This is a genomic window from Cognataquiflexum nitidum (assembly GCF_022538055.1).
Classification (GTDB): domain Bacteria; phylum Bacteroidota; class Bacteroidia; order Cytophagales; family Cyclobacteriaceae; genus Cognataquiflexum; species Cognataquiflexum nitidum.
Genome location: NZ_JAKZAM010000028.1, coordinates 24924 through 43175 on the forward strand (window position 1 = coordinate 24924; position 18252 = coordinate 43175).

The window sequence follows — 18252 nt, forward strand, 5'->3', positions numbered from 1 at the left end:
TATCCTGTCGGGCTTTTTTTATGTATATTAAATTGGTACTTTTGCAGCGAAAAATTCAACAATCACTTTATGAAAATCACAGAATTTTTAAAACATAATTTCAGACACTTCAACGCGGCAGCATTGATAGATGCCGCTGAAGGATATAAAACCCATTTAGATAACAATGGCAAAATGATGGTAACCTTGGCAGGGGCTATGTCTACCGCCGAATTGGGGATTTCACTTGCCGAAATGATACGGCAGGATAAGATCCAAATTATTTCCTGTACAGGAGCCAATTTGGAAGAAGATGTTTTCAACCTTGTTGCCCATGATTATTATGAAAGAATTCCAAATTATAGGGAATTGTCTCCTGAACAGGAACAAGACTTATTGAGCAGGCACATGAACAGGGTTACGGATACATGTATCCCTGAAATGGAGGCAATGAGAAGAATTGAAAATGTGATTTTGGAAGAATGGGTAAAAGCTGATAAAGCGGGTGAATGCTATTTTCCCCATGAGTTTTTCTATAAAATACTCCTTTCAGGCAAGTTAGATGCAAGTTTTCAGATAGATCCAAAAAATTCCTGGCTTTTGGAAGCTGCCAAAAAGAACCTCCCTATGATCGTACCGGGATGGGAAGATTCAACACTCGGAAATATGTTTGCCGGACACGTGATCGCAGGAGATGTAAAGAATGTACATACAGTCAGAACAGGAATCGAATACATGATTTTTTTGGCCGAATGGTACACCCAAAATGCAAAAGATGAAAGTACTATCGGATTTTTTCAAATTGGCGGGGGAATTGCTGGTGATTTCCCAATATGTGTTGTTCCGATGCTTCATCAGGATTTACAAAGAGATAATGTACCTCTTTGGGGTTATTTCTGTCAGATTTCAGATTCTACTACTTCTTACGGATCTTATTCCGGTGCAGTACCTAATGAAAAGATCACCTGGGGTAAACTTGGACTTAACACACCAAAATATATCATAGAATCAGATGCAACAATTGTTGCGCCACTGATTTTCGCTATCGTCCTAGACCAATAAAATGAATTCAAAAAGTATCAGTAACTCTCCAAAAGCAAGTGGGCTATTCCTGCTTGCTTTTTTCCTTTTTTCGGCCGTAGCCGGGCAAGAAATCAGACCCATAAAAGCCTTAAATTCCCCATATGATGAGCAAAATCCTGTTTTCTCATCCGGGGGTGAGCTCTTTTATACTATAGGTTTTCATCCTGAAAATTCCGGGGGACCTACTGATTTTGGTGATGTCTGGTTTAGCAAATTGGATGGGAAGGGAGACTGGCAGGTCCCCCAAATGGTTTCTGATTTATCCACCAGTGGCATGGACGTTCTTGTTGGGTTTTCTGATGCCCTTACTGCTATGGTTTATCATAGTGGTCAAAATGGAAAGAAACAGGGGATTCACCTATATTCCAGATTTGGTACCTCTTGGAATTACCTTAAGCCCGTGGAAATGGGTAACTTCAAAAACAATGGAAACCACTTCAGCGGCAGACTTTCTTTGGATGGAAACATCATGATAATGTCAATGAATTCATTTGGAAGTTTTGGAAATGAGGACATTTATGTCAGTTTTAGGCAATCCGAAGGTGTTTGGTCCTCACCTTTAAATCTGGGGCCTCAAATAAACACATTTGCACAAGAACATAGTCCATACCTTTCTGATGATCTTCAGACCATTTATTTTTCATCCAACTACAAGGAAAATAGAAGGGGAAAGGATATTTATTTTTCCCAAAGAACAGGTACTACCTGGGAAAATTGGACCACACCGTCGCCTGTAGAATATACGAATACACAAGGTTCTGAAATGGGCTATGCAAGAATTCCCGGAGAAGAAAACAATGCCATTTACACAAGTACGCAAAATAGTGAAGGTTTTGGAGACTTTTTTATCGTAAAATTTCAGACCGTGGCACCGCTTATCGCGGAAATGGAAGAAAAATTACCCGAATTACCCAAAGTAAAAGAACCTGAGACAATCCCTGAAGAGAAAAGTATAGGCCTTAAGGAAGAAATTGATACTTTAAAACCAAAAACAGAAACAGTCAAACCTATCATTACGGAAACATTGGTTGACACAGTGGCTAAGGTTCCGGTAGTTATTTCCGAAGAAATCCCTATCCAAACCCCAACTGTAAATACGTTCCGGTCAAGGGAAGAGGTTAAAGTTTTAGATGCCCAAACCAAAAGCCCTATAGCATACAAAATCGAAATTGGAAATGCAAGAGGCATAAAAAAGGAAATCCAAAATCAGGAACAGCTTTGGAATGAAATAGAAGATCCGCAATGGGTCAATTTTACAGTAAGCTCAAAAGGATATATTCCCCAACTACTTGATAAAAACAACTGGATGGAATTAGAAGGAAAAGAAATGTTGATGAAACCGGCTGTTGCAGGAACGGCTATCATTTTGGAAAATATTCAGTTTAACCGCGGTACATCAGATTTTGCAGATTCTAGATCTATTCAGGTTCTTGATGACTTTGTATTTTTTCTCAAAGAAAATCCTGAAATCAAAATTAGGTTGGAAGGGCATACTGATAATGCAGGAGATCCGTCACTCAACAAGGACTTGTCAATGAAAAGGGCTTCAAAAATCAGAGCATACCTTACCATTAATGGAATTGAATTTGAAAGAATCAGAACTTCAGGATGGGGTGGGACACGACCTATTGCCGATAACGGCACTGAGGAAGGAAGAACGATAAACAGAAGGGTAGAAATGCTGATTGAGAACTAGTTTAAATTTCTTTGATAAGTTTTATTTGTAAACGCATTAATGAATGTAGCCACACAAATAATGGTCGGGAAATTAGTGTGTTCTTTGGAAATGTATTCGCATCCGATAATGTACTTTCAAGCCCACCGTGTAACTTTTCGGATACTCATATTAAGTTTTGATAAATGGATATATATTATTGAAAATCAATAGTATATATCCATTTATTTTACCTTTTTTTCAGTTTATAAACAGGGTATTTAAAGTCATCTAGTCATTACCTTTTATCATATTGGTTAAATCTTCAGTATCCGAATCATTGGACATTTTTTGCCTTTGTGTAAACAAAAAATAATAATTCAAGTATGTTATAGTAAATACCTGCTAAAGGTATTTGTATTAGTATATACCCAAATTATCCGATGATAGAAAAGAAAAAGTTAACCTTAAAAGATATCGCAAAAGAATTAGGTATATCTGTATCTACCGCGTCACGGGCATTGAAAGAACATCCTGATATTTCAAAGGATACCATCAGGGCAGTAAAGGAGTATGCTGAAGCCCATCATTATGTGCCTAATTTTTTGGCCGTTAATTTTAGAAAAAGCAGGACGTTTAATATTGGGCTGATTGTACCGGAATTGGTTCATCATTTTTTTTCAACTGTTATCAGCGGCGCAATTGATGAAGCCAAAAAATGCGGATATAATGTATTGGTAAGTCAATCAAATGACTTGTTGAAAGATGAAATAGTGGCCTGCAGGACCATGCTAGCATCAAGCGTTGATGGTCTTTTGATTTCTATTTCTAATGAAACCCAAGAAGGAGAGCATTTATCTGAATTTCTGTCGGAAGGAAAACCTGTTGTCCAATTTGATAAAATAACAGACAGTTTGGATACGCCAAAAGTAACTGTAGATGATTTTGAGGGTGCGTACCAAGCCGTCAATCAATTGATAAGTCAGGGATATAGGAAGATCGCCCACCTTCGTGGAAGAAATAAAGTAAAAAATGCAAATGAAAGATTTGAAGGATATCGCAGGGCTTTGACCGATAATAATGTAGAAATTTCAGATAGTTGGGTAAAATCCTGTGTTGCAATCAGCGAAAAAGAAGGTTATGATTTTGCAAAAGAACTTATGGAATCCGCCAATCCTCCTGATGCTTTTTTCTGTATCACAGATTTGGTAGCATTGGGCGTAATCAATTACCTTAAAAATTCCGGATATAAAATCCCTAATCAAATTGGAGTGATGGGTTTTAGTAATTGGAAACTCGCAGAAGTAGTCAGTCCGGGATTAAGTTCAGTTGACCAGCATGGGTACGAAATGGGAATCAAGTCCATGAAGTTGCTTATTGAACTGATACAAAACCATGATTTGGAAAATCATGATGAAATACAACTTAAGACCAAATTGATAGTAAGAGAGTCTTCTCTACGAAATCAGGATTAGGTAATATTTTATTAACATTGGCATAAAGATTTTTTAATATATTTTTTGTCAAATTGAATCGAGTTCTATATTTGCGTATTCAAAATACAATTTATGGAGACTTTCTTTACTCTATTCCTGCTGACCATTACCTATGGTTTGTTTTTTTTATCTATATATCCCGAAAAGTATCTAAAAAAAATTAGCCACATTTATAGCCACAAGAATTTTCCCGAACACAGAAAATTTTCCTTAAGTGCGCCCATATTCTTTTCTTTTCTTTTGGGATATTCCTTGGCCGCTACAGTGGTATTTATTTTTATGAGATAATAAAACCAATTATCTATTAAGTTCTTGAGTTTTTGAATCGAACTTTTTAAGTTTGAATGTATTTTCAACCTTAAAACTATGTTCTATGGGAAAAGGAGATATCAAATCCAGGAAAGGAAAAATCAAGATTGGCTCTTTTGGTGCAAGTAGGCCCAAATCAAAGCGAAACGTAGCCACTAAGAAAATCAAACTTGGCTTGCCACGTAAGTGATTTTTCTGAAACAAAGCATTGCCCTACAGGCAGTGCTTTTTAAATTTAATGTACGCAGGCAATTACATCTGTGGAATGGATGTCCATTTTTATCCAATTCTGCCCAATGAAAAGCCCAGTACACCGTCCATTGGGATGCCGGTTTGGTTGTGGGTTAACAGGATCCGTCCTGTGCGGATTAAAGAACAATAAAGGGTTGATGCCCAAGTAGCGAATACCCTTGTAAATTTTAAAATGTTGATAGATTTGGTTTGCCTGATGATTATTAATTAAATTGGAACAATACTAATTTGTTTTTTGTGAACAACCCTGAAATTTTGCAGATAATTAAGGACTCCCCTTGGCTTGAGGCCCATACAGCGGATATCCAAGAAAGGTATGAAAGATACCTCGCCACAATTAAATTTATCAACCATGATTATGGAAGTCTTCTAGAATTCGCAAAAGCCCATGAGTATTATGGTATCCATTTTGACAGCTTTAGAAAGGGCTGGGTATACCGGGAATGGGCTCCAAGAGCATTTAATTTATTTTTGATGGGGGATTTCAATCACTGGAACAGGTACAGCCATCCAATGAAAAAAGACCACCGAGGCGATTGGGAGATATTTTTACCCTATGAAGAATATAAGGATTTGTTTGTTCACCAAAGCAAGGTAAAGGTTCATATTGAAGGTGAAAACGGAGCCTTGGACAGGATTCCGGCATACATCAGAAGGGTGATTCAAGATGAGGCTACCCATGATTTTACCGGTCAGCTTTGGTTTCCTGAGAAGCAATTTAAATGGACAGACCTGGGTTTTGACCCTTCAGAAAATCTTAAACAACCACTGATCTATGAATGTCATGTAGGAATGGCCCAAGAAAAACTAGGGGTCGGCACTTACTTGGAATTTGCCGAAAACATTCTTCCCAGAGTCAAAGCTGCCGGATACAACACCATTCAAATGATGGCTATCATGGAGCACCCGTATTATGGATCTTTTGGCTATCATGTCTCTAATTTCTTTTGCCCTACTTCCAGATTTGGAACGCCCGAAGAATTGAAATTTTTGATCAACAGAGCCCATGAAATAGGGATTTCTGTAATTATGGACTTGGTGCACTCTCATGCAGTCAAAAATGTATTTGAAGGCCTCAACGAATTTGATGGATCAGACCACCAATATTTTCACCCGGGAGGCAGGGGCTATCATGAGGGTTGGGATTCCAAGCTCTTCGATTACGGAAAATTGCAAGTAAAACACTTTTTGCTTTCCAATGTAAGGTATTGGCTGGAGGAATTTCACTTTGATGGATTTAGGTGGGATGGAGCTACTTCTATTATCTACCTTCATCATGGTAACATTTCCTTTGACAGTTTGGACAAGTATTTCGATGCGGGTGTGGATGTGGATGCTGTAATTTACCTGCAATTGGCCAATAAGTTAATTCATGATTTTTCTCAAAATGCCATTTCCATAGCTGAAGAAGTAACCGGAATGCCGGGGCTTTGCCGGAAAATCGCGGATGGTGGAATTGGGTTTGACTATCGCTTGGCGATGGGAATTCCGGATTTTTGGATCAAAACATTGAAGCACCAACCTGATGAGCATTGGGACCTTTTCAACATGTGGCATGAACTGACAAACAGGCCCGCGATTGAGAAGACAATAGCATATGCTGAATCCCATGACCAAGCCTTGGTTGGCGATAAATCAATTGCTTTTTGGTTGATGGACAAAGAAATGTATTCGAGCATGTCCAAACTTCAATCCAGTCTTGTGGTAGATAGGGGAGTAGCCCTTCATAAAATGATTCGAATGATAACCATTTCCTTGGGAGGAGAGGGTTACCTCAATTTCATAGGAAATGAGTTTGGACATCCGGAATGGATAGATTTTCCCAGAAAAGGCAATGATTGGAGCTACCAATATGCCCGTAGGCAATGGTCTTTGGTGGACACCGACCATCTCAGGTACCATGATTTGTTTGATTGGGATAAAGCCATGATCAAACTGGTCACTGATTACCAAGTACTTGCTTCCCCACCTGCATCTCAACTTAACTTGGATCCTGACAAGAAAATCCTCGTTTTTGAAAGGGCAGGATTGATTTTTGCATTTTGTTTTCACGTTTCGGAATCCCATTTTGGCTTTGAATTCAAAGTTCCCGAAAAAGGAAAGTACAAGATCATCTTGAACTCTGACGATAAAAAGTACGGGGGATTTGAAAGGATAGAGGGTGACCCAATTTATCCCACGGATAAAAACCAAAAACTTCAGATTTACCTTCCAAATAGGACTTGTCTGATTTTTAAAAAACAATAAAGGGGCCAAAAGCCCCCTTATTTTTTCTATCCAATGACAGGTATCAACTAAACTTCAAGAAAAGCCTTACTCTCCGTATGAGCAGAAAGGTATTCGAGGTCATTGTCTTCAGTTTAAAACGTACCACAATTCTTAATGTTGAATTAAATTTATTAATAGGTATCATAGGTTTTTTAATGAACCTATCCAAAAATGAGCAAGAGTTTGGTTAGATTATTTTCTTTCTAATCAATTCAAGAATTTTTCCAACTCGGAGTAAAACCACTCCGGCTCGTCGTAAAATATAAAGTGGTAGGCGCCTTCGGCAATCAAAAGCTTGTATTCAGGAATGGTTTTCAATTGGTCATCCATATTTTTTTCTACAGATTCTTTTGTGGTGCCATAAGGTCCATAAGCAGCCCAAGAACCAAAAACCAAGACAGGAACTTTTATTTTATCCATTAATGGCCTGATGTCTGTGGTGTACATTTCTCCATAAGCTTGTCCTATGATGGCAGGATTGCTTTTGATACCCATTTCGACCACCTTTGGACGCTTAGATTCAGTAGCTATCATAGAGGCAATCATCATTTCTTGATTTGCCATTGCAGCCTCAGGTGACATGTTTGACATTGCCGTGGTCATTTGGGAAGATACTGCTTTGGCTGTCTCTGCAGTAATTCCGGGCATTACCAAAACAGGGAAATAGGGCACACCGTCCACTGACACGATTCTGCCAAAAATATCCGGTGCCTCAGAAGCAGCCCAAAGACCCAAAAAGCCACCCATACTATGCCCGATAAGGGTTGGTTTATTCAGTTTGTTTTCCTTTACATAAGCAATCAATTCATTTTTGACCGCTTCCAGATAATGATTTGCTTCGCCTTTTTCTCCATTTCCAAATCCTTTGATCCTGACCAGGTGGAGTTCATTTTTGGTTTTGTATTTTTCGACAAACTCATCCCAAACTTCAGGTGCGCAGGCCATTCCATGGATTAATATTATGGGCTTTCCTTTTCCGACAATTGTCGTTGAGATCAATTCCTGACTGGCATAAAGATTTGACAATTTGAGAATGGCCATCAAAAAGACCACTGACATCCATTTGATTTTGTTGGTTTTCATAGTTTTTCGTTTTTGTTTGTCCAAAATTGGAGGTTGAAAACCAACTGAGAAAAATCATTTGACCAAGAGAGAGTACTTCCTGACCATCTGCTTGAATTGGGTCAATTTTTGGAAAAGAGCGTTTTTACCCTTTTGATAATCTTGATATGGTGATTTATCTTGGTTTGTCCTTCATATTATCCCTTTGGTCAAGTAATTCTTATTTTTGGTCAATACCAATATTTTGAAAACAGGAGTATGGTTAATTTAGCATCGAAACATATGCAGAGTTTTGATTTGATTGGTTTGAATCTTGACTAGGATACGGATCCTACTGTAAGACCAAGAGTGTTTTTAATCAAATTTTAAAATGGTAAATCTCGGAAATTGGACCTATGGTGTTCTTTCAAAAGTAGGCAGGTATAAAATACATCATGTCCTGTTTTGGATGTTGTATTATGTGTTTTGGCTATTTACATACAAGGGTATGTATAAGGACTTTGGGCTACTCATGAAGGTAACCTCGGTGTATCTGTTTTCGCATGCGACACTTTATTATACCTCTCAGTATTTCCTCAATCCCAAATTATTGAAGAAAGACCGGTATTTTCTTTTTCTCGTTTCATTTTTGGGTCTATGTGTATTGCTTTCGTTAGCGATGTATGCAGCAATAGCATTGATCATGGGTAAATCTCCCGATGCCCTTTTTGAAGCTTCTTTTTTCCAAATCATTTCTGTTTTTTTCTTCTCCAATTTCTTTGCCTCAGGAATCATGTTGGCGATAAAGGGGTATTTTGATACCCGAAAAATGCATCGAAAAAATGAACTGCTAGAGAAAGAAAGACTTGAAAGCGAGTTGCAGTTTCTGAAATCCCAAGTCAATCCCCATTTCCTTTTCAATGCAATCAACAGTGTGTATGTTTTGATCCGGATCAATCCCGAATTGGCATCGGATACTTTGATCAAACTTTCCAATTTGCTTCGTTCCCAACTTTATGATTTTTCGGCCGAAAAGATTGAAATACAGCAGGAAATCGAGTATCTCAAAAATTATATTGAACTGGAAAAAATCCGCAAAGGACAGCGCCTCGAACTGACCTTTGAAGAAGGCGATAATCTTGAAGACTTTTCAATTGCCCCGTTGATTTTGATTCCGTTTCTTGAAAATTGCTTCAAACATCTCTCTACCCATACCGATCGACCCAATATAGTCAAGGTTAAAATTTGGTTGGAGGATGGTTTCCTTTTGGCTTATTTTTACAACACTACCGAACCCAAAGAAAAAAATCAGGCAAGAAATACAGGGGGAATAGGACTTGTAAATATCAAAAGGAGGCTAGAACTGCTCTATCCAAAATCCCATTGGATTGAAACCAAAGCGGAAAATGACAGTTACGAAGTCAAGTTGAAAATCAGAATTAAGTAATATGAAAATCCGGACAATCATTGTAGAGGACGAACCGTTGGCAAGGGAAGGACTGAAAAGCTATGTCAGGGAAATTGATTCTTTGGAGCTTTGTGCTACCTGTGAAAATGCCCTTGAAGCCAATGAGGTGCTCAAAATAGAAAAGCCGGATCTGATGTTTTTGGATATCCAAATGCCCAAAATCACAGGAATTGACTTTCTCAAATCTCTCCAAACGCCACCGATGGTGATCCTGACCACTGCTTATCCCAATTATGCCCTACAGGGATTTGAATTGGATGTGGTGGACTATTTGGTCAAACCTTATCCCTTTGACAGGTTTTTGAAAGCTGTAAACAAAGCCAAGGATTTATTCCAGCTGAGACAAAATCCTAAAGAAAACCCGATTCAAAAAGAGGCGATTTTTGTCAAAGTCGATAATATCCTGAAAAGGGTCCTGCTTCAGGATATCATTTACATAGAAGGAATGGAAAATTATGTAGCGATCCACACCGGCGAAGGTCGGCTGATTACCCTTATGACTATGAAAAGCATGGAGGAAAACCTTCCTACTGACAGATTTCTGAGGATTCACAAGACCTACATTATTTCAAAACAGCACGTCAAGGGAATAGAAGGAAATGAAATAGACATGGGAAAAACAAAAGTTCCCATGTCCAGAAATAGAAGAAATGAAATCATCGATGAACTGATAGGGAGGTGATTTCTTGTAATTTTTCGCTCAAAATTACCGGAGAATCCCAGAATAGATCAGACCTGCTTCTACTCCCCGGATTTCCGCCAATCCTTTCAACCTTCCTATTGCGGTATAGCCTGGATTTACAATCGGTTTTTTGATATCATCAAGCATCTGATGGCCATGATCTGGTCGCATCGGAATGGATATTTGACGTTTTTGCTGGACTTTCAGAATTTGATGGATCACTGCCTCCATGGGGACATCGCCGGTCAAGTGATCATCTTCATAGAAGTTGCCATCAACGTCCCTTCTCGTGCTTCTGAGGTGGATAAAATGGATGTGGTCACCAAACTCCTCCACCATTGCAGGAAGGTCATTGTCCGCTCTGACACCATAAGATCCTGTGCAAAAAGTAAATCCATTATTTGGGCTGTTATTATCCGAAATGAGCCTTTTCATATCCTTTGCGGTACTCATCACTCTTGGCAATCCAAACACATCAAAAGGAGGGTCATCGGGATGTATGGCCATTTTGACCCCATTTTTCTCAGCAATCGGCAGTATTGCATCCAAAAATAACTTCAGATTATTTTCCAACTCTGCATGTCCGATTCCTTGGTAAGAATCCAAAGCGGTCTGAAACTGCTCCATGGTGTATCCTTCTTCAGATCCGGGAAGACCTTTGAGGATATTGTCATTCACCCTTTTGAGAGTTTCCTCGGATGCATTTTCATAAAATTCTTTGGCTTTTTGGATTTCCTGTGGAGTATATTCCTTGTCGGCACCTTTTCTTTTCAACATAAACAAATCGAAGGCCACGACTTCCTTTTTCTCAAACCGAAGTGCCTTTGCGCCATTGGGAAGTGTCCATGCCAATTCTGTCCTGGTCCAATCCAAAATCGGCATAAAATTATAGCAGACGATATGGATGCCCTCTGAAGCAAGGTTTTCTAAGGTGGTTTTATAATTTTCAATGTTTCTTAGGAAATCCCCTGACCTGGTTTTGATGTTTTCATGTACAGGAACAGATTCCACGACAGACCATTTCAAGCCTGCTGACTCGATGGTTTTTTTTCGGGTCCTTATTTCCTCTTTGGTCCAAATTTCTCCGTTTGGGATATGGTGAAGGGCAGAAACTATCCCTGTGGCACCCGCCTGACGGATAGCTGCCAAGCTTACTGGATCTTTGGGTCCGTACCAACGCATGGTTTGCTCCATTTTATAAGCCATAGTATTTTGTTATAAGGGTTGTAATTGTTGTAGTGGTTGGAAATGTTGTAGTGGTTGTAATTGTTGTCTGCTTCGCGTTGTCAGGTTATCAAGTTGTCTGCTTCGCGTTGTCAAGTTCTCGAGTTCTCTGCTTCGCGTTGTCAGGTTATCAAGTTGGAAGAGGCGCGATTTCTTTTCATTTGCTTTATTCGTACTTTCCTTCTTACTTGGTACTTCGTACTTCGTTTCAAACACCTGAATAAGCACTGAAACCCCCGTCGACTGCGACTATGGTTCCTGTCACAAATTTTGAAGCATCAGAACAAAGCCACTGAAGTGTTCCCAATAAGTCCTCGGGTTTTCCGAATCGGGCCATTGGTGTGTGGTTGATGATCTGATTTCCTCTTTGGGTAAGGCTACCATCCACTTCTGTGAGCAATGACCTGTTTTGTTCTGTCAGAAAAAATCCGGGAGCAATGGCATTGACCCGGAACTCAGGTCCATATTTGGTATTGAGCTCTACGGCCATCCATTTGGTCAGGTTATCGATAGCAGCTTTGGCAGAAGCATAGCCCACTACACGGGTCATCGGTCTGCTTGCAGCCATGGAGGAGATGTTGATGATATTTCCTTTGCCATTTGGTAGCATCAAGGGAATGAAGTGCTTGATGGGGATAAAAGTCCCCTGATAATTCAAATCCATCACATTTTTTACAGCCTCTACGGACAATTCACCTATCGTCTGATCCGGCCTGACTACAGCACCGGGCAAGTTTCCTCCGGCAAGGTTGATAAGGATATCAACGGTTCCATACCTCGTCTGAATCTGTCTTGCTGCAGCTTCGACTTGGGGTTCTTTGGTCACATCCGCTAAAAAACCATCTGCTTTCCCATTTCTAGACCTGATTTCGCTGACTAATTTTTCAACCTTAGATGCTGTCCTGCCAATAACCAAGACGTTGGCACCTTCCTTAGCTAGGTGAAAAGCCATCGTTTCGCCCAATACTCCCGTGGCACCTGTGATGATGATTTTTTTGTCAGTGATATCAAACATGCTTTTTTGGGTTAATTGCCAAAATCGAAGTATTCATTGGCATTGTTATAACAAATGTCGCTGATGATTTTTCCAATCCACTGCTCATCATTCGGTAATTCTCCATTTGCGATATCTCTACCAAATAGGTTGCATAAAATCCTCCTGAAATATTCATGACGGGGAAAGGAAAGAAAACTTCTGCTATCTGTAAGCATCCCGACAAAACAGGATATCAAGCCTATATTTGACAATGAATTGATCTGTTTTTCCATGCCGTCTTTTTGATCCAAAAACCACCAAGCCGACCCAAACTGAATTTTTCCTTTGACACTTCCATCGTTGAAATTGCCTGCCATGGTAGCGATTACTTCATTGTCCGATGGATTGAGGTTGTAGATGACGGTCTTTGCCAATTGGTCTGATTTATCCAATTCATTGAGAAATCCCGACAGGGCAGAAGCCTGACTGAAATCCCCGATGGAATCAAATCCGGTGTCAGGTCCCAATTTAGTAAGACTTCTGGTGTTGTTGTTTCTCAAAGCACCCAAATGGAACTGTTGTACCCAACCTTTGGCATGGTACATTTTTCCCAATTCTATCAATGTCCGGTATTTGAAGAAGGAGATTTCTTCCTTGCTGAGAACCTGTGCTGAAATTACTTTTTTGAATATGGTATCCAAATCAAGCTTTGAATCTGGTTCAAAATATAGGCTCTCTAATCCGTGATCGGATAATCGGCCACCAACCTGATGAAAAAAATCTATCCTGTTTTGAAGTGCTGCCAAAAGATCTGCGAATGAGTTAATGGAAATGGAAGTCACTTCGGAAAGCTTTTCTATATAGCTGTGATAAGTCAATGGATTTTCAACCGCAAAGGCTTTATCAGGCCGGAAAGCCGGTTTCATTTTTAAACCTGTTTCTTGTTTGGCAAAATTCTGATGATGGATCAAATTGTCTGTAGGATCGTCTGTCGTGCAGACCACCTTCACATTCATTTTTGAAAGTAATTCTTGGGTACTGAATTCGGGAGATTGAAGTTGACTGTTAGTCAAGTCATATATTTCCCTTGCATTGTTTTGATTCAGTGTATGATGTATTCCAAAATACCGCATCAGTTCCAAATGGGTCCAATGGTATAGCGGGTTTCTCATGGTATAGGGAACGGCATAGGCCCATCTTTCAAATTTTTCCCAATCACTTGCCTTTCCTGTGATGTATTCTTCGGAAATACCCAAAGCACGCATTGCCCTCCATTTATAATGATCACCTGCCAGCCAAATGGAAGTAATGTTTTCGAAAATTTTATTCTCTGCTATTTGATCCGGAGCCAAATGATTGTGGTAATCAATGATGGGTTGACCGGCAGCATAGTCATGGTATAGAATCTTTGCATACTTATTTTCCAGCAAAAAATCTTCTGTTATAAATGATGGGCTTACTTTTGACATTGACACAGGCATGGGTTTCAAGGATTACAAAGATAATGTCAATTTAATCCATTAAAGAGAATTCCAATTAATCATTATTCAAATATTGATGCAAACGATTTCGGGTCAAAGGTTCAATTTTAACTGTTAAGATCAAGGAATTGTGGTTAGTTTGCTTAATCGAAAAAAGGATGGTTATTTTAAAAATGAATTACTCTTTGCAAAGAAAAAATGGCAGAAGTTAACATCAAATACCTCGCTGCAAAATTGAAACTCTCCCCTTCAACGGTCTCCAGAGCGCTCAATGACAGCTATGAAATCAGCCAACCGACCAAAGAGAGGGTCGTAGCAATGGCAAAAGAGCTCAATTACCAACCCAATCCATTTGCGAGAAGTCTTCGGGAACAAAAAAGTAAAACCATTGCAGTCATCATCCCCGAAAGGATCAATAATTTTTTTAGTCAGGTAATAGATGGGATTGAAGAAATCACCCAAGAATATGGCTACCATCTTTTGGTCTACAGTACCCATGAAAATGTCGAGACCGAAAGAAAAATAGTCTCTTACCTATTGAATGGACGTGTCGATGCGATCGTGATGTCTGTTTCCAGTCAAACAAAAAAAACAGATCATCTCGAAACTGTCTTTGAAAAAGCTGTTCCTCTGATATTTTTTGACCGAATCTGCCAGGAAATCCCGACCACAAAATTTATCAGCAATGATTATGAGAATGGTTTCAAGGCCACTATACACCTGATTGAAAAGGGTTGCAAAAGAATATTCTTTTTAATGTTGTCAAAAGAAATATCAATAGGGAAAGAACGCTTGCGTGGTTATCAGGATGCACTCAAAAAACATGGTTTGCCTTACGAAGAAAATTGGATTGTCCAGTGCAGTCAATCCGAGGAGGCCAATATCAAACTGATTGCCAAGATTCTATACGGCTTGGACAGACCGGACGGAATTTTGGCTTCTGTAGAAAAGTTAGCCATTGCGACTTACCATGCAGCTCGCGAAACAAAACTTGAAATGCCAAAGGATTTTAAAATGGTAAGTTTTTCCAATATGAAAATCGCAGGTTTATTAAAACCGTCTTTAACAACCATTTCCCAGCCGGCCTTTGAGATTGGATCCGAAATGGCAAAGCTACTCATGAAAAAACTTACCAAACCCAATCAACCTGCCTTTGAAAACAAGGTTATCCAAATGCCTTCACAAATAGATTTTAGGGAATCATCAAACTGAGAAATCCATAAAAAAAACCCTATCGAAAATTTCCGATAGGGCTGTTTAATAGGTTGAACAAGAGAAATTACTTTAGCTTCGGTTCCCATCCTTTTTCATATGGCCTCGACCAAAGCTCCATTCCTTTTTTATTTTTGATGTGACCGTTTGTAGGATCACATTCGAAGTTTTCCCCGATTCGGTGGGAGATATTTGCCAAATGACAAAGCAAAGTACTGACAGCACCTTCATCGATGGTAGAGTTTTGCTTCTCTTTACCTCTGATGGCTTCAAAGAAATTTGTCACATGGACTGTAGTCATATCTCCGCCGCCGCCCAAGTTGGTGCTTCCCTCTACATTTCCGGTTTTCACTTCTTTGATGAGCTTGCCATTGCGGTCAAAGAGCCTATAAAATTCTCTATTTACAAATACAGAACCCTCAGAACCATAGATGATAGTTCCCCTGTCAGAACCATAAGTGGCGTAGTTGTTTCTGCTTTTCCCATCCCAAAGGATGGTCTTGTCACCCTCAAATTTGAAAGTAGCAAGCATGGTATCGTACATGGTCCAACCGTCGTTGACAAAATGGTATTTGCCTGAATCTACGGTCACATGGTTAGGGAATTCCACCTGAAGTGCCCAACGTGCCACGTCCAACTCATGGGTGGCATTGTTTCCTGTTTCGGCTGTCCCATAATCCCAACCATACCAATGCCAGTTATAATCCCAGGTATTGTGGGTATAATTTCTCCTTGGTGCCGGTCCTTGGAATAGCTCCCAATCCAATCCTTCAGGTGGATTGGCTGCTGTCTGCAAGGGAACTTCGCCCCGGCCATTGATATAAAAAGCAACGGCTCTAAAAGCTTTACCAATAATGCCATTATGGATCTGATTGATGATTTCAATGGTATGGTCAGAGGACCGCTGTTGGTTACCCATTTGGATTACCTTGTTGTACTTGTTTTTATAAGCAATCAATAATTCACCTTCCCAAGGATTGTGGCTACAAGGTTTTTCTACATAGACATGTTTTCCGGCTTCCACAGCCATCCAAGTCCCGGGCGCATGCCAATGGTCAGGGGTAGCATTGATCAGGACATCTATTTCCTTGTCTTCAATGACTTTTAAAATGCTGTTTTCAAGCTTGGGTGAATAATCTATATGCTTGGAAAAACTCGCGGCGGCATTATCCCTTTGGGATTTCATCACATCACATAATGTAACGAGTCTGACATTGCTTTTCGGCATTGCAATCGGCTCGTAAAATGCGCCTAATCTTCTTCCCAATCCTGCTATTGCGACATTGAGTCGGTCATTTGCACCGATAATGTTTCCGTAGCTTTTGGCTGAAAATCCCAAAGCTCCCAAATAAGAAACTCCCGCTGTGGCCAAAGCTGCTTTTTTGATGAATTCCCTTCGGTTGTTATTATTGTTGTCCATGGTTATTGGGTTATTTACTTCAGTTCTTTGATTTTTATGCTTTTGAAATGTACTTCATTTCCGTGATCCTGTAGCAGGATATGGCCTTCGGATGCTTCGCCAAAATTTTCCCATATTTTATACTTACTGATGGCTACCAGTTTTTTGTATTCCTCCGAACCCCTCACATATTCTACCACTTTGACCCCATTGAGGTAATGTTCTACTTTGTTGTCAGGATACACCACAACACGGCCTTTGTTCCATTCTCCGGGACCTTTCACAAAACGGGGCTGCTTGTCTGCCTTGATCAGATCGTAAAGTGACGCCAAAGTCCTGTTTCCTTCGATTCCCATTTTGGCATCGGGATGGTTTTCGTCATCCAATATCTGGTATTCCAATCCGATCGCCGAACCTGAGGTCTGTTCATTTAGTGTGACAAAATACTTCAAACCGCTATTTGCCCCTTCGGTAAATTTGAAATCAAAAGCCAAGTCAAATGCACTGTATTTATCCACTGTGACAATGTCTCCGAAATTGCTGGATTCGCCGCCATCTGCACTTTGAATAGTCAAAATCCCATCCTTTATATGCCATCCTTTTTCAGGAAATGTCTCTTTGTTGGCACTTTTCCAACCTTCAGCATTCTGTCCATTGAAAAGCAGTTTCCATCCTTTCGATTCTTCAAATGATGTCAATTCATTCAATCCTGTATTGACCACAAAAACATCCCCTGTAAATGGGGTAGGGGTCAGGTTCTCGGTTTGTACCCTTACATTTCTAAAATAAGTTTTATTTCCTTCATCTTCAGGCTTGTTGATACTGTGAACCTGCAGTCCTATAAAACCTTTGGCGTCCATGTCATCTACAACATAGGCGACTTCTTGGCCATTGACCCATGTTTTTATTTCCTTCCCTATCGCCTCGATCCGGTAGGAATTCCATTCCCCCATCTTAAAAGCTGACTTTGCCGCCGGATTCAAATCTAAAGGATACAACCAACCCCTTCTTGCCTCATCGTACAATCCTCCTGACCAAGCCCTTTCTGTAGGATCTGCCTCGATCTGATAGCCAAAGACCAAACCTTGCCCATCCCTACCGGCAGGATCATATTGTCCCCTTGCCATGATTCCGGAATTGCTTGAAAGGTCTTCGATTTTGAGGTCCAATTCCAGTATAAAATCACCAAATTCCTGCTCTGTGACCAAAAAAGTGTTGGGCGTATTCGCTTTTGCATATCCTACAACTTCTCCATTTTCAATTTTGAATTCAGCCTCTCCACCCAAGATTTTCCATCCCTTAAGATCTTCACCGTTAAATACTTCGGTCCATACATCCGCAGTATTTTTTTCCTTGGGTTGACAAGAAAAAATTGCCATAAAACAAACTAGGGAGAGTAATTGAATTGAAGTTCTATTCATAAAATTGGGTTTTATTTCAGATACCAAAGTCCTTAAAAACAAGGTCATTTTCAAGGTTAACAAGTTCTAAATTACGCAATCGATTTCGAGTTGGCTATTGTCAAACTTTATTTTAACAAGGTAAAAAATTATAAGAGAATAAATTTCCCGGAATTGACAAAAGGACAATTGGATGTTTGAGCCAATACTCCCAAATGAAGAAATTCTCCTCCCAAATCTAGCAGCATCCTTTTGGAAATTTCTTTCTTTTAGTTTGACTTAGTTTCTATTATATTGAAATCCAATCCAGTGAATGCTTATTAACTAT

General features: G+C 39.7%; 14 protein-coding genes. 8 read left to right on the plus strand and 6 right to left on the minus strand.

Going from position 1 to position 18252, the window contains the following annotated elements; all coding sequences use genetic code 11:
- The first annotated feature begins 69 nt into the window (after positions 1-69).
- The 5 genes from MMU07_RS16995 to MMU07_RS17015 all read left to right on the plus strand — a co-directional run bounded on the left by MMU07_RS16995 (position 70) and on the right by MMU07_RS17015 (position 7020).
- Positions 70-1041, plus strand: coding sequence for a deoxyhypusine synthase family protein (locus MMU07_RS16995; protein WP_241127597.1), 972 nt, complete (start codon positions 70-72; stop codon positions 1039-1041).
- 1 nt (position 1042) lies between these two features.
- Complete coding sequence (locus MMU07_RS17000; protein WP_241127599.1) at positions 1043-2758, plus strand: OmpA family protein; 1716 nt, start codon at positions 1043-1045, stop codon at positions 2756-2758.
- A 401-nt stretch (positions 2759-3159) separates the two neighbouring features.
- The gene (locus MMU07_RS17005) at positions 3160-4191 is read left to right on the plus strand and encodes a LacI family DNA-binding transcriptional regulator (protein WP_241127602.1); all 1032 of its coding nucleotides are present in this window, start codon (positions 3160-3162) and stop codon (positions 4189-4191) included.
- A 394-nt stretch (positions 4192-4585) separates the two neighbouring features.
- Entirely contained in the window at positions 4586-4711 is a 126-nt protein-coding gene (locus MMU07_RS17010) for a 30S ribosomal protein THX (RefSeq protein ID WP_241127604.1), read from the plus strand.
- Positions 4712-5034: 323 nt separating this feature from the next.
- Positions 5035-7020, plus strand: coding sequence for an alpha amylase C-terminal domain-containing protein (locus MMU07_RS17015; protein WP_418884521.1), 1986 nt, complete (start codon positions 5035-5037; stop codon positions 7018-7020).
- Positions 7021-7248: 228 nt separating this feature from the next.
- Here the strand turns inward: MMU07_RS17015 and MMU07_RS17020 are convergent, their stop codons facing one another.
- A complete protein-coding gene (locus MMU07_RS17020; RefSeq protein WP_241127608.1) occupies positions 7249-8124 on the minus strand; it encodes an alpha/beta fold hydrolase in 876 nt (291 codons plus the stop codon).
- Positions 8125-8473: 349 nt separating this feature from the next.
- Between MMU07_RS17020 and MMU07_RS17025 the strand changes: the two genes are divergently transcribed.
- Positions 8474-9529: a sensor histidine kinase gene (locus MMU07_RS17025; RefSeq protein ID WP_241127610.1), complete on the plus strand. Its 1056-nt coding sequence runs from the start codon at positions 8474-8476 to the stop codon at positions 9527-9529.
- A 1-nt stretch (position 9530) separates the two neighbouring features.
- Positions 9531-10232 carry a LytR/AlgR family response regulator transcription factor gene (locus MMU07_RS17030; protein ID WP_241127612.1) on the plus strand — a complete coding sequence of 234 codons (702 nt, stop codon included), beginning with the start codon at positions 9531-9533 and terminating at the stop codon, positions 10230-10232.
- A 24-nt stretch (positions 10233-10256) separates the two neighbouring features.
- On the opposite strand, the gene uxuA is transcribed toward MMU07_RS17030, so the two are convergent.
- The 3 genes from uxuA to uxaC form a co-directional block, all read right to left on the minus strand.
- On the minus strand, positions 10257-11438 hold the full coding sequence (uxuA, locus tag MMU07_RS17035; protein ID WP_241127614.1) for a mannonate dehydratase: 1182 nt from the start codon (positions 11436-11438) through the stop codon (positions 10257-10259).
- Between the two features lie 226 nt (positions 11439-11664).
- Positions 11665-12471 (minus strand): SDR family oxidoreductase, encoded by an 807-nt coding sequence (locus tag MMU07_RS17040; protein WP_241127616.1) that lies wholly within the window; start codon positions 12469-12471, stop codon positions 11665-11667.
- A gap of 11 nt (positions 12472-12482) precedes the next feature.
- Positions 12483-13901: a glucuronate isomerase gene (gene uxaC, locus MMU07_RS17045; protein ID WP_241127617.1), complete on the minus strand. Its 1419-nt coding sequence runs from the start codon at positions 13899-13901 to the stop codon at positions 12483-12485.
- Between the two features lie 210 nt (positions 13902-14111).
- Between uxaC and MMU07_RS17050 the strand changes: the two genes are divergently transcribed.
- The gene (locus tag MMU07_RS17050) at positions 14112-15125 is read left to right on the plus strand and encodes a LacI family DNA-binding transcriptional regulator (protein WP_241127619.1); all 1014 of its coding nucleotides are present in this window, start codon (positions 14112-14114) and stop codon (positions 15123-15125) included.
- Between the two features lie 67 nt (positions 15126-15192).
- Here the strand turns inward: MMU07_RS17050 and MMU07_RS17055 are convergent, their stop codons facing one another.
- The gene (locus MMU07_RS17055; RefSeq protein ID WP_241127621.1) at positions 15193-16545 is read right to left on the minus strand and encodes a Gfo/Idh/MocA family protein; all 1353 of its coding nucleotides are present in this window, start codon (positions 16543-16545) and stop codon (positions 15193-15195) included.
- Between the two features lie 14 nt (positions 16546-16559).
- Positions 16560-17945 (minus strand): 3-keto-disaccharide hydrolase, encoded by a 1386-nt coding sequence (locus tag MMU07_RS17060; protein WP_241127623.1) that lies wholly within the window; start codon positions 17943-17945, stop codon positions 16560-16562.
- Between the last annotated feature and the right edge of the window lie 307 nt (positions 17946-18252).

Bases quoted from the DNA above. Each gene is read 5' to 3' on its own strand.
- MMU07_RS16995 (WP_241127597.1), top strand. From the start codon at position 70: ATGAAAATCACAGAATTTTTAAAACATAATTTCAGACACTTCAACGCG.
- MMU07_RS17000 (WP_241127599.1), top strand. From the start codon at position 1,043: ATGAATTCAAAAAGTATCAGTAACTCTCCAAAAGCAAGTGGGCTATTC.
- MMU07_RS17005 (WP_241127602.1), top strand. From the start codon at position 3,160: ATGATAGAAAAGAAAAAGTTAACCTTAAAAGATATCGCAAAAGAATTA.
- MMU07_RS17010 (WP_241127604.1), top strand. From the start codon at position 4,586: ATGGGAAAAGGAGATATCAAATCCAGGAAAGGAAAAATCAAGATTGGC.
- MMU07_RS17020 (WP_241127608.1), bottom strand. From the start codon at position 8,124: ATGAAAACCAACAAAATCAAATGGATGTCAGTGGTCTTTTTGATGGCC.
- MMU07_RS17025 (WP_241127610.1), top strand. From the start codon at position 8,474: ATGGTAAATCTCGGAAATTGGACCTATGGTGTTCTTTCAAAAGTAGGC.
- MMU07_RS17030 (WP_241127612.1), top strand. From the start codon at position 9,531: ATGAAAATCCGGACAATCATTGTAGAGGACGAACCGTTGGCAAGGGAA.
- uxuA (WP_241127614.1), bottom strand. From the start codon at position 11,438: ATGGCTTATAAAATGGAGCAAACCATGCGTTGGTACGGACCCAAAGAT.
- MMU07_RS17040 (WP_241127616.1), bottom strand. From the start codon at position 12,471: ATGTTTGATATCACTGACAAAAAAATCATCATCACAGGTGCCACGGGA.
- uxaC (WP_241127617.1), bottom strand. From the start codon at position 13,901: ATGTCAAAAGTAAGCCCATCATTTATAACAGAAGATTTTTTGCTGGAA.
- MMU07_RS17050 (WP_241127619.1), top strand. From the start codon at position 14,112: ATGGCAGAAGTTAACATCAAATACCTCGCTGCAAAATTGAAACTCTCC.
- MMU07_RS17055 (WP_241127621.1), bottom strand. From the start codon at position 16,545: ATGGACAACAATAATAACAACCGAAGGGAATTCATCAAAAAAGCAGCT.
- MMU07_RS17060 (WP_241127623.1), bottom strand. From the start codon at position 17,945: ATGAATAGAACTTCAATTCAATTACTCTCCCTAGTTTGTTTTATGGCA.